We start from the raw sequence: 10,278 nt of genomic DNA, 5'->3' as shown, positions 1-10,278 counted from the left end.
GACTGCTATTAAATTGATTTTAATCTTTTGCATCACGACCTCTCACGCTTCTGAAAAAGGAGATATTAGGCGCCTCTCCATTAAAGAGATTGAACCCTTAGTACCTGAAATAATAAAAAAGGCACAGCAAGGTGATCCTGACTCTCAGCTATACCTTAGTTTCATATACATCAAAGGCATAGCTGTTAAAAGAAACTTCAATGAGTCACTAAAGTGGTACAACAAAGCTGCCAGGAACAATCAGCCTGAGGCTCAATATGGTATGGGGTGGAACCACCTGGTTGGTCGATATGGGTTCAAAAAAGATCCGAAAACAGCGCTATCTTGGTTTCATAAATCAGCAGCTGGAGGATACCAAAAATCTTACTCGATGCTTGGCCAGCTTTATCGCGGATTAAGGTTTCCTTTTTTGAAGGATAGCGAGAAAGCATATTATTGGTATAAAAAATCAGCGGAAGAAGGTCACTATCCGTCTAAAGCGCGCTCTGAATTCATGGTCGGGTGCTATGAATACTTTGGAGGGGGTGGAAATCCGATTAACAAATCGCTGGGTAGAGAATATATAGAGCGCTCCAGAGCGTCTGGATACAAGCCTGCGGATAGATATCTTCTTACTGGTGATCCGGAAGTTTTATATCACATGTGTTTCTACAGATGATTAACATCAGGAGCCGCCACCGCAAAGTTATTAGGGTGTCCTTAGGGCACATAGCAGCGAAACTCATCTCACACACCTTGTGACCGCTTCGGGTCGACAGCAGACTGCCTTAGCTTCAATGTCTTCTTACAAGCGATATAAGATCAAGTCGGAGTTATTACAGATCAAGCCCCCATTTCTGACCTGATCGCATTGATCAGGTCAGTATTCACCTTACTGCCAATTTCTGTCAGTCCGCGGTCTGAGGTATAGGCCGCAATGCCTTTACGGGTGTTTGGTCCAAGCAATCCGTCGGCCGTTCCTGACGGGAAACCCAACAGGTTCAGGCTGTGTTGTATAAACCTTATTTCAGCGGGAGAAATGGCTGTTGTATAACGCCGTGGTGACCAGCGCTTAAAGCGTGCTTTTGCTTGAGCGATCTCTTCGGCGCTCATCTTGGTGTGGAGTTTCTCCAGCAAGGCTTTTGCCTGTTTTTGGTTATTACTCTGAGCCAACCTCAGCCACATTGACGCTTCACTCAGGTCCTGAACAACACCCATGCCGGTTGCAAACGAGACCCCGGTTGCTAGCTGGGCGGGACCATGACCTTGTTTTGCGGAACGCATCAACCAGTGAACACCCCAAGCCTCTTCGGTCGAAACACCTCGCCCATTCAGATAGATATTCCCCAGCGAGTACTGTGCTTTCGCATGCCCTTTCTTAGCGGACCTCTCCAGCCATTTGACCGCTTGCTGCGTGTCTGACTGAGTACCTTTGCCGTTGAGATAAGCCGTACCCAACATGTATTGAGCTTCCACATGTCCCAACTCGGCCGCTTTCTGAAACGCGTCCAGCGCACGTGGATAGTTGGGATCGCCATCATTACCACTGGCAAGGCGAACGCCCAACCGATAATAGATATCGGCGCTGGATACCTCGGACTCAGCGCTTTTGGGGGCTTGTTGCTCGGCATCAGGAAAGGGGAGCCACTCCCTGAGCGGATTGCAGCCTGTTAATGGCAGGCAGAGGAGAGAGATCAGCAGTAACGGCTTAGTTTTCATTGTAGCGCTTCCAGTCACTCAACTTGTAAAACTATAGACGACAGGGGAGAGGAGGTTTGATCTTTGCGTAAAGAAGCACGGTGTTTCGAATTAGCGGTAACCTGACTGTGCTCCAGATCACCGTCTTGTGATTCAGAGATTCAGCGACACTTTCATCCCGCACGGGGATGTGTGAGGATAGACGTGAAATTGACGCATTTTCCCGGATGGAAGAGCATGCGAAGTTACGGAAAACTTAGACCTCTCAATACCTCTCTTTTTTTTGCTGCACCACTCCGTCTGGGATATATGTTCTGCCGTTGCTATCAATGTGCTTAGAGTTTAATAGGGACGTTTTAATTATGGACGATATGGTAAAGGACATTGCAGAAGAGCTTCTTGATGTGAAGAAAAAAATACAAGATTTGCTTCTAAGAGAAAAAGAGTTAAAGGACGAGATTAAGCCGTTTATACGAGAACAGAAAAACATTGAACTCGAGCGTGGGAAGATTCGCTATTACACACAAAAAGGCTCAAGTTCGTTTAGTCGAAAGGAGGTCTTGAGCTACCTGAGAGATTGCTACGGCGATACGTTAGCAGAGCAAGTAGATATCGATTGCACAAGGCGTAGTGAACCGCGGGAAGTGGTTTCTATAAAGCTTACGGTCTCATAAAGAATCGGTGAAATAGTTCAAAAAGGTTAGCGCTGGACTCGTGTTGAACACACTTGCTAGCAGGCGCGTTGATACTGATTAAATACAGAAATGGAATTCATGAAAAAAGCACTTTTAGCAGCATCTTTGCTTTTGGCGACAAACATACATGCACAACCGCTGGAAGATCTCATGGTTCATCCAGACCAATTGGTAGCCGGAAAGCGTCTAGATGAGTATGCCAATACCTGGTGGCAATGGACATACACCATGCCACAAGAAATCAGTCCAGTCAGAGACATTACAGGCAAATATTGTCATGTAGGCCAGCAAGGTGACGTGTGGTTTCTTGCTGGTGGATACGGTGCATCAAAGATCAAGAGACGGTGTGAAGTGCCCGCCGGAAAGCACATATTTTTTCCTGTAATCAACATGGCTTATTGGCCTAGGTATGAAGGTTCAACGACATGTGAAAGCGTTAAGCGAAGTGCGGCGCTTAACAATGACGAGTTGCTTTCAATTGAGGTAGAGCTGGACTCGATGAAAGCTCTCAATCCTTCCGGGACAAGGCTGGCATCGAGAGAGTGTTTTGACTTGTTGGGGCTGGTTCCAAGGGAATACAATCCGCCAGTTGTATATCCGGCTGCTACAGACGGTTATTGGGTCATGCTTAAACCTCTTTCTAAAGGCACACATGTATTGAGATTCAATGACATGTACAACCGCGATAAGGGAGTCTTCAGCAAAATGGCTCAAGATATTGAATACGAACTTGTCGTCAAATAGCACAATTAGTCATTTTAGGATCTCAACGTGACACTCATCGCAGAAACCCCGGAACCACCATACTACGCAGTTATCTTCACCTCTCTTCGTACTGACGGCGACAACGGCTACGGTGATATGGCTGAAAGGATGGTGAAGTTGGCTTCAGAACAGCCAGGCTTCCTGGGTGTGGAATCGGCACGAGAAGAGGTGGGTATAACCGTTTCCTATTGGTCTGATCTTGAGTCGATCAAGAATTGGAAAGCGAACCTGGAACATCAGGAAGCGCAAAAGCTTGGGCATAAGCGCTGGTATTCCTCCTTTAAAACACGCATCGCCAAGGTTGAGCGTGATTACGGCATCTGATCGCCTATCCCACTGAACGAATCTACAAGGCAGTTCAATGATCGATATTTACCTGTTTGATTGGGGCGACACACTGATGGTGGATTTTCCAGGTGTGCCCGGAAAGATGTGTGATTGGGAGGTGGTTGAGGCGGTTGATGGTGCGAAGGAGGCGCTCAGTTATCTGTCACATCACGCCAAGGTTTACATTGCCACCGGTGCTGCGGATTCCAGCGAAGCGGATATTGTCCGGGCTTTCGAGCGTGTTGGACTGAGCCAGTACATCACCGGTTACTTCTGTCAGGCAAATCTGGGAGTAGCTAAAGGTACGCCGGAGTTTCTGCCTGCAATTATTGATCAGCTTGGTATCCAAAAAGAGCATATTGCGATGGTCGGAGACAGCTTGGTGAAGGATATACAACCGGCACTCGCTGCTGGAATTAAGCCGATCTGGTTGTGTCGTGATGAGCAGCAAATCGCCCCTGAGAGTGTGCAAATCATCGGAAGCTTGCGAGCGCTATGCTTCTAAAAAAGGTTGATAGGGCGTGTGGTCTTATCGCTCGCCCACATGTCGCATTCCACATTACAAAGCGCTGGATTGAGTGATACATTCAAGTGATCTGACTTACATGGCTTTGGATTACCTATGAAACGGCTCGACTTCGGCCAGTTGGCAACCTTTGTGGCGATTGTGGATGCGGGCAGTATCACCAAGGCGGCCGCGTCTTTGCATCGTACCCAGGCAGCGGTCAGCATTCAGTTGAAGAAGCTGGAAGAGGGTACAGGTAAACAGCTGCTGAATCGAAGCTATAACCAGTTCACGCTCACCCACGAGGGCGAGATCCTTCTGTCCTACGCCCGTAAGATTCTCAACCTGTCAGAAGAAGCCTTTAACGCGATCAGTAATGAAGAGGTGTCAGGTGTCGTGCGCTTTGGTATCCCCGATGGGTATGCGCGTGCCTACATCCTGAATTCTCTAAAACAGTTCATCAGCCGTTTTCCGAAGATCCGTATCCAGATCAAGAATGACAACAGCCACAACCTATACCAGAGCCTGCGGGAAGGTGAGCTGGATCTGATCCTGGCAACCCGAGATCCGCAGGAGTCCGGTGGACAGTTGGTGCGCCGCGAGAAGATCTGCTGGGTGGCCGCCAAGGATTACCAGCTGAATATCAGCCAACCGATCCCGTTGGCGCTATACGAGCAGGGGTGTGCCTACAGACACAACATCGTCGAGAAGCTGAACCAGAACGAGAAGGACTGGTTTGTTTCGTTCGAGTGTCAGGGGGTAACGGGTTTTGATATTGCGATCACCAATGGCTTGGCGATCTCGGCATTGTCCGAGTCACTGGTTAAAGATGAGTGGCGGGTGATCAAACCATCAGAAGGATTGCCGGACCTGGGCGAGATCGAGATTGAGCTGCATATGAGTCCCGGTGATGTAAGCGAGGCGGTGCGCTGTTTTGCCGATGAGATCCGTAAGCAGGTCAGTAATATCCAGGTCTCCTGACAAAGAAAGCCTTCCAATCGGAAGGCTTTTTACGTTGAAGGGGAATCAGAACAAACTAATTAGTCCAGCAGGTTATCCGGACGATTCGCTTCGCGTTCGAAATGGATCGGAAGCGCGCGACCGTAGAACTGCTTGGAGTGCTCCGGGCGGTTAACCGTATCCGGATCGGTCATGTAAGTCGGCAGGGCGGTAATCCAGGCACCCGGACCTTTCACTTTCTGCACACGGTGCAGGGCGTAGCGGCCCTTAAACAACTGCAGGTAACCCGGTTTCCATTCCAGTTCGTACACACCTTTCTTGTCACCATTGAGCACCCGTTTTACCGCGTCGATGTTTTCATCTTCCTTGGTGCGGATATTCGGGGCGTATTCGAAGATCCCGCCTTCAGCGGGCTGCTCGACCGAGACGCTAACGGTGAATTCGTTACCGTCAAAGTGCCATGGGAAGTAGTCACCGTCTTCCAGAACCCCGTAAGGGCAGCGCGCCAGCGGATCGGCCCAGGTGTAGATCGGCCAGATACCCAGGCACTCACCGACAAAGCGGGTCATGATGTCGTTGTCGTACATTGCCAGCATATCGGAGTCTGCCGGGATGATATCGGTGTTGATAAAGCCTGCGGTGCGACGTTGCAGGTAGTGGTTAGGGTGATCACTGGAGAACCGATCGTCTTTCTTTGTCATGTACGGATTGTGCTCTTGCTCGGAGCGGAAGATACATGGCAGCAGGCGGCGTGCTTCCAGACGCATCCGTTCCTGTGCTTCCGGACGGACAAAGTCAGCGATAACGCTGCAGCCGATGTCATCCAGCTGTTCGCGACAACGAGCGACCAATTCCTTGGTCACAGGGTGTTCCAGATCGTGGATTGGGTATTTTTCCAGATCCACGATCTGGGCCAGGCGTTCAAGTTGCAGAGCATAGTCTTTCTGAGTTTTGGCAGTCATAGGGACCTCATTGGCTTGTTGTTATAGCCACATATTCATCGCGGGATACGCCTGGCGGCAAACGAATAAAACCGCGTTTTTAAATCGATTTTTTAAATAACGTAGGTTCGATGGGGGCTACAGAAACGCTCTGGATGCAGTATTGCAATTTTAAATACTTGAGAAGGTTTTTTGCGATGGTTAAACATCCTAAGGAAACTGTGCCTCAATCAAAATAATTTGATTCTCTGGATCGAAAATATCGATTTGTTGCCGGTTTTAGTACTTCTGAAGACAAGCGTTTCTTGAAGGGTTTAGAGCTTAAGTTGTTGATTTGTATGTCTTGTTTGTCCGGTGGTGGATTTCTGTCTCTAGGTTGGGTTGCTTAACTGATCCGAATATCGAAAAAGTTAATTTTAGCTATCCATATATCTGTTTTTTCTGATCATGATTTTTAACTAAATTGGTTTCGTGGCTGTGGGCCACTGAATATTTACCAACGCGAAAAATAAAAAAGGTTGAATCATGACAGAAGCAGTTAGCATTAACGAACAGAATGCAGTTGAGCTCACAGTAGCGCCGTCTGTAATGCCTGAGTTGGAAGATCTGGTCGATCTGGATACCTACCCGATCCACGATCTTGAGTCCCCAAAACGCAAAGCGCTGGTGGACCAGTGCCGCAAAGAGCTGGATGCCGTAGGTTGCTGCCGTATCCCGGATATCATCAAGCCGGAATCCATTGAACGCATGCGCCTGGAAGTAGAGCGTCAGCGTGATGAGATCTACTGGTCTGAAGACAGCCACAACCCATACATGACCAAGGAAGACACATCACTTCCGGAAGATCACCCGGCTCGTTTCTTCGAAAAACGTTCCAGCGGTTTTGTGAACTCCGACATCCTGGAACAGTACTCCGACCTGCGTGCTATCTACGATAACGATGTGATTCTGCAGTTTGTATCTGACTGCTTAGGGATTGCGCCAATCTACCGCTGGGCAGATCCGCTGGGCAGCAACCCATACAGCATCATGGACGAAGGCGATTACTTCCCGTGGCACTTTGACGGTAACGAATTCACCGTGTCTATTCTGGTTCAGGAGCCGGAGAAGGGCGGTGAATTCCAGTACTACCCGGACCTGCGTACTCCTGAAAATGAGAACCTAGAAGAGGTTGCACGTGTACTGAACGGTGACTACAGCAAGGTGCATTCACTGGCGCTGCGTCCGGGAGATATGCAGATCTTCAAAGGTCGCTTCTCCATGCACCGTGTGACACCGGTTGAAGGTAAGACATCCCGTTACATTGCACTGCCGACCTACATGCGTGAGCCGGATTCTGTAAACCGCCCTGAGCGCGCTAAGCAGTTCTACGGCCGTGCGCTGCCAATCCACTATGAGCGTGAGGCGAACCGTCCTGACGATCTGATCGACTAACACCATCGCGTTAGGACGCTGACGCGAATGCCTTCATATTATGCAGACTTTTAGGGTGGCTCTGAGGATAGGGGCTGCCCTTTTTTGGTTGCGCTGTCAGTAGGTTACGCGTCATTAATTGCCTGTTCACGACACCTTGTCAGTATGTTTATTGATCAAAAAATCAAATATTACTAAGCTCAAGACAAAAATAATAAATGGCTATGCTGTATGAACATCAACCACATGAGGGCCTTCCTTGAAGTCGCCCGCAACGGCAGTTTTCAGATCGCGGCAGAAAACCTGCACATTACTCAATCGACCGTCAGCGCCCGTATCAAGGTGCTGGAAGACTTGCTCAATACCACGCTGTTTCATCGTAAGCGTGACGGCTCCGAGCTGACCCCCGCAGGTAAAAACTTCGTGCGTTACGCCACGACGGCGGTACGTGCCTGGGAGCAGGCGAAGCAGGAGATTGCGTTACCTGAAGAGCTTGATGCGATGATCTCTTTGGGTGTGCAGCTGAATCTCTGGCAGCAGATTACACCTGCCTGGATCGAGCAGATGCAGAACAACGCACCCGCCATCGGTACACGGGTGGTGATGGATTACTCCGATAGCTTGCTTGCTCAGCTGAGTGATGGGTCGCTGGATCTGGCGCTGACCTACGTAAAACGCCAACAGGCCGAACTGCACTGCGAACTGTTGATGGAAGATACCCTGGTGCTGGTGGCAACGGAACCACGCAGCGTAGAGAAAGGTTGGGTAGCCGATTACGTGTTTGTGGACTGGGGCGATGAGTTTCGCGAAGCGCATAACCTGGCTTACCCGGAAACCCAGGCGCCGCGACTGTCGGTGGGTATTGGTATGGTGGGAATGGATTACATCCTTAACTATGGCGGTGCCGCTTACTTCCCGGAACGTATGGTTGAGCGCTATATCGACCAGGAGCGGTTGTTCTATGTAGACGGTGCGCCTACATTTACCCGTCCTGTATACCTGTGTTACCCGAAAGATCCGATTAATACGGAGTTGCTGGAGATGGCGCTGGAGACGCTGCAACAGGTGGTGCAGTTGGGGCACGAGTAACGCAAAGAAGACACGTTATATCTGTTATTACTCGTCCCTGTTTTCAGGGACAAACAGAAATATCGTAACCGCGATCAAGACAACGGCTCCCACGATATAACCAAAGCGCGCCAGGCCCATTCCCTCCATACCGTGCGCTTCAAAAAACAGGTAAAAAGCCAGGCAGAGTGCGACGATTGCACCAAATATTTTCACTGAGACCTCTTAGATTCTATTTAGTCCCAATCACTTCGTACTTGGGATGATTCAGTTCCCAGCGGCCGATCCAGATCCGGCACGGGAAAGGAAGTTTCGATTCACCACACTGTGTGGCTTCAGTGCCAAGCGCTCGTTCGCTAACGCTTCGGCTAAATCTCTGTGTCCACCACGTAATGCTGCTTCTGTCAGCGTCCAATCAATGATGTCACGTTGGGCATGGCTACCACCGAAGCTATTGGCGATAACGCGCACACCGTAGAGCTTTTCTGCAGCTTGTGTGTAGTCTCCTTGCCAGAAGGCTACGAAACCCTCAACCAATGGCAGACCTATTTGCCGTGCCCACATCTCCACCTGATTTACCGGAGAGGAGAGTGCCTTGTACGTTGTGAGAATACGCTCCACCTCTTGATCCCGTCCCGCACCCAGATAGGCCATCACCGCATGCCAATCATTGAAGGGATATAGCTTTCCGTCTGCGTGCTGGTCCCACATCTTCGCCAGCTCTTGCCAGCGGTCAGCAAGATCACAATCCAACATTTTTAAGCGCCAGAGGAGCGCCGAGGCGTCGACCATATCAAGTGCAACGCTACTACGATCCTCACGGACCGGACCATCATAGAGCGCTAGCGCTGCTTCGGTTTGGCCCAGATCCAGATGATACAGTGCCAGATGCCACCAGTTGTGCACTTTGAAAAAATTATCCTCGCCAGACCAGTAGGGTTTCCGCGTAGTCATCCAGCCAATACCGTCCTCGACCCGGCCTTGCATTTCCATCACATGAGCAACAGCATGGTGAGCCCAGCAATCGAGCGGTTCCATTTCAACCGCCTGACGCCCATTCTCTTCTGCGCGCGCATAATTACCGCTCTCTTCCAAACCGAACGCATACATACCCAGCAAAATCGAATAGCCGGGAATCTCGGGAGACCATTTGGGTAAGACTCGGGCGATCCGGTCGCGTAATCCTCTGGCATTGGCCCTGTAAAAGTCCATCAAATGACCACACTGTACTCCGACAAGATCTAGGGGATAAGCGACGTTGTGCTAATCCAGGGCGATCGCCGCAGCATCCCAGTTACCGCTGAGTACCAGATTCAGGGCAGTAATATGAGATATTTCCCTTTCATTGAGTGGAAGTGTTTCTGCTTTATTAACATTCGAAAGAGCTGCCTGCGCGGCGTCAGGCTCGGTTGCGGTGGCACAGAGGTAGGCTTTCAGGATATACGCCATCGCAAAGCTTGGTGCATCTTCGATGGCGGTATCCAAGAGAGCAAAAGGATCACCCCGATAGAGATTGAAGGCGGTTACTGCTTGACTATAAGACTCTACCGCTGTGGGTGTCGCGCCGGAGAGAGGATTACCCTGTTGATCAGATAACATTACCGAAACCTCCCGCTGTGTCCTGAGAATTCAAACGAACGATGTTGCTTAAAGGTGTAATTAAGCTTCGCCATACCGCTCGGTGGCATCGCTATTTATGATATTAAAACTACATGAAATTGTAGTTCAGCTGCCCGCCTATTGAGTAATCAACACGGTGGGAAAGCGGGGGAGGGAGGTCTGGATCTGACGTGGCCGTGCTGGGGCAATCATGTTGCTCTTGCTTCTCTTGGCAGGCGTTGTTGAACGTCAGCAATCGGTTCTGCGTGGATTTTAAGCAATCAAAGAATTAATCCTTGCTTGCTCCATAAACGCTCATCAGCTTTCT

At 49.8% G+C, this 10,278-nt stretch carries 13 protein-coding genes; 8 read left to right on the top strand and 5 right to left on the bottom strand.

Annotated elements, in window-relative coordinates:
• A partial coding sequence (locus tag ACEQ15_RS08700) for a tetratricopeptide repeat protein (RefSeq protein ID WP_370278747.1) occupies positions 1-658 on the top strand: 658 nt, incomplete at its 5' end.
• A gap of 164 nt (positions 659-822) precedes the next feature.
• Here ACEQ15_RS08700 and ACEQ15_RS08695 read toward each other — a convergent pair.
• Positions 823-1,698, bottom strand: a complete 876-nt coding sequence (locus ACEQ15_RS08695) for a hypothetical protein (RefSeq protein WP_370278746.1) — start codon at positions 1,696-1,698, stop codon at positions 823-825.
• A 341-nt stretch (positions 1,699-2,039) separates the two neighbouring features.
• Here ACEQ15_RS08695 and ACEQ15_RS08690 point away from each other — a divergent pair, with 341 nt between their 5' ends.
• From ACEQ15_RS08690 to ACEQ15_RS08670, 5 genes are all read left to right on the top strand, one after another.
• Positions 2,040-2,351, top strand: a complete 312-nt coding sequence (locus ACEQ15_RS08690) for a hypothetical protein (protein ID WP_370278745.1) — start codon at positions 2,040-2,042, stop codon at positions 2,349-2,351.
• A gap of 99 nt (positions 2,352-2,450) precedes the next feature.
• On the top strand, positions 2,451-3,116 hold the full coding sequence (locus ACEQ15_RS08685; protein WP_370278744.1) for a hypothetical protein: 666 nt from the start codon (positions 2,451-2,453) through the stop codon (positions 3,114-3,116).
• A gap of 27 nt (positions 3,117-3,143) precedes the next feature.
• Positions 3,144-3,461 (top strand): antibiotic biosynthesis monooxygenase, encoded by a 318-nt coding sequence (locus ACEQ15_RS08680; RefSeq protein ID WP_370278743.1) that lies wholly within the window; start codon positions 3,144-3,146, stop codon positions 3,459-3,461.
• Positions 3,462-3,498: 37 nt separating this feature from the next.
• Positions 3,499-3,969, top strand: a complete 471-nt coding sequence (locus ACEQ15_RS08675; protein WP_370278742.1) for an HAD family hydrolase — start codon at positions 3,499-3,501, stop codon at positions 3,967-3,969.
• Positions 3,970-4,086: 117 nt separating this feature from the next.
• Positions 4,087-4,950 (top strand): LysR family transcriptional regulator, encoded by an 864-nt coding sequence (locus ACEQ15_RS08670; protein ID WP_370278740.1) that lies wholly within the window; start codon positions 4,087-4,089, stop codon positions 4,948-4,950.
• 59 nt (positions 4,951-5,009) lie between these two features.
• On the opposite strand, the gene ACEQ15_RS08665 is transcribed toward ACEQ15_RS08670, so the two are convergent.
• On the bottom strand, positions 5,010-5,891 hold the full coding sequence (locus ACEQ15_RS08665) for a hypothetical protein (protein ID WP_370278739.1): 882 nt from the start codon (positions 5,889-5,891) through the stop codon (positions 5,010-5,012).
• Positions 5,892-6,395: 504 nt separating this feature from the next.
• On the opposite strand from ACEQ15_RS08665, the gene ACEQ15_RS08660 reads away from it, so the two are divergent.
• Together ACEQ15_RS08660 and ACEQ15_RS08655 are read left to right on the top strand one after the other, a co-directional pair.
• Complete coding sequence (locus ACEQ15_RS08660; protein WP_370278737.1) at positions 6,396-7,304, top strand: hypothetical protein; 909 nt, start codon at positions 6,396-6,398, stop codon at positions 7,302-7,304.
• 210 nt (positions 7,305-7,514) lie between these two features.
• Entirely contained in the window at positions 7,515-8,372 is an 858-nt protein-coding gene (locus tag ACEQ15_RS08655; RefSeq protein ID WP_370278736.1) for a LysR family transcriptional regulator, read from the top strand.
• 27 nt (positions 8,373-8,399) lie between these two features.
• Here the strand turns inward: ACEQ15_RS08655 and ACEQ15_RS08650 are convergent, their stop codons facing one another.
• From ACEQ15_RS08650 to ACEQ15_RS08640, 3 genes are read right to left on the bottom strand one after another with little or no spacing between them, the layout of a single operon-like run.
• A complete protein-coding gene (locus tag ACEQ15_RS08650; protein ID WP_370278735.1) occupies positions 8,400-8,567 on the bottom strand; it encodes a hypothetical protein in 168 nt (55 codons plus the stop codon).
• Between the two features lie 51 nt (positions 8,568-8,618).
• On the bottom strand, positions 8,619-9,563 hold the full coding sequence (locus ACEQ15_RS08645; protein WP_370278733.1) for a tetratricopeptide repeat protein: 945 nt from the start codon (positions 9,561-9,563) through the stop codon (positions 8,619-8,621).
• Between the two features lie 51 nt (positions 9,564-9,614).
• The gene (locus ACEQ15_RS08640; RefSeq protein WP_370278732.1) at positions 9,615-9,950 is read right to left on the bottom strand and encodes a hypothetical protein; all 336 of its coding nucleotides are present in this window, start codon (positions 9,948-9,950) and stop codon (positions 9,615-9,617) included.
• Positions 9,951-10,278 lie beyond the last annotated feature (328 nt).

The sequence above is a fragment of the Pontibacterium sp. genome (assembly GCF_964228735.1).
In the GTDB taxonomy this organism is placed as follows: domain Bacteria; phylum Pseudomonadota; class Gammaproteobacteria; order Pseudomonadales; family Balneatricaceae; genus Pontibacterium.
Note: the sequence above shows the minus strand (reverse complement) of the source record. Positions and strands in the feature narration are given on the sequence as shown.

Excerpts from the sequence above, each read along its gene's own strand:
- ACEQ15_RS08695 (WP_370278746.1), bottom strand. The coding sequence starts at position 1,698 with ATGAAAACTAAGCCGTTACTGCTGATCTCTCTCCTCTGCCTGCCATTA.
- ACEQ15_RS08690 (WP_370278745.1), top strand. The coding sequence starts at position 2,040 with ATGGACGATATGGTAAAGGACATTGCAGAAGAGCTTCTTGATGTGAAG.
- ACEQ15_RS08685 (WP_370278744.1), top strand. The coding sequence starts at position 2,451 with ATGAAAAAAGCACTTTTAGCAGCATCTTTGCTTTTGGCGACAAACATA.
- ACEQ15_RS08675 (WP_370278742.1), top strand. The coding sequence starts at position 3,499 with ATGATCGATATTTACCTGTTTGATTGGGGCGACACACTGATGGTGGAT.
- ACEQ15_RS08670 (WP_370278740.1), top strand. The coding sequence starts at position 4,087 with ATGAAACGGCTCGACTTCGGCCAGTTGGCAACCTTTGTGGCGATTGTG.
- ACEQ15_RS08665 (WP_370278739.1), bottom strand. The coding sequence starts at position 5,891 with ATGACTGCCAAAACTCAGAAAGACTATGCTCTGCAACTTGAACGCCTG.
- ACEQ15_RS08660 (WP_370278737.1), top strand. The coding sequence starts at position 6,396 with ATGACAGAAGCAGTTAGCATTAACGAACAGAATGCAGTTGAGCTCACA.
- ACEQ15_RS08655 (WP_370278736.1), top strand. The coding sequence starts at position 7,515 with ATGAACATCAACCACATGAGGGCCTTCCTTGAAGTCGCCCGCAACGGC.
- ACEQ15_RS08645 (WP_370278733.1), bottom strand. The coding sequence starts at position 9,563 with ATGGACTTTTACAGGGCCAATGCCAGAGGATTACGCGACCGGATCGCC.
- ACEQ15_RS08640 (WP_370278732.1), bottom strand. The coding sequence starts at position 9,950 with ATGTTATCTGATCAACAGGGTAATCCTCTCTCCGGCGCGACACCCACA.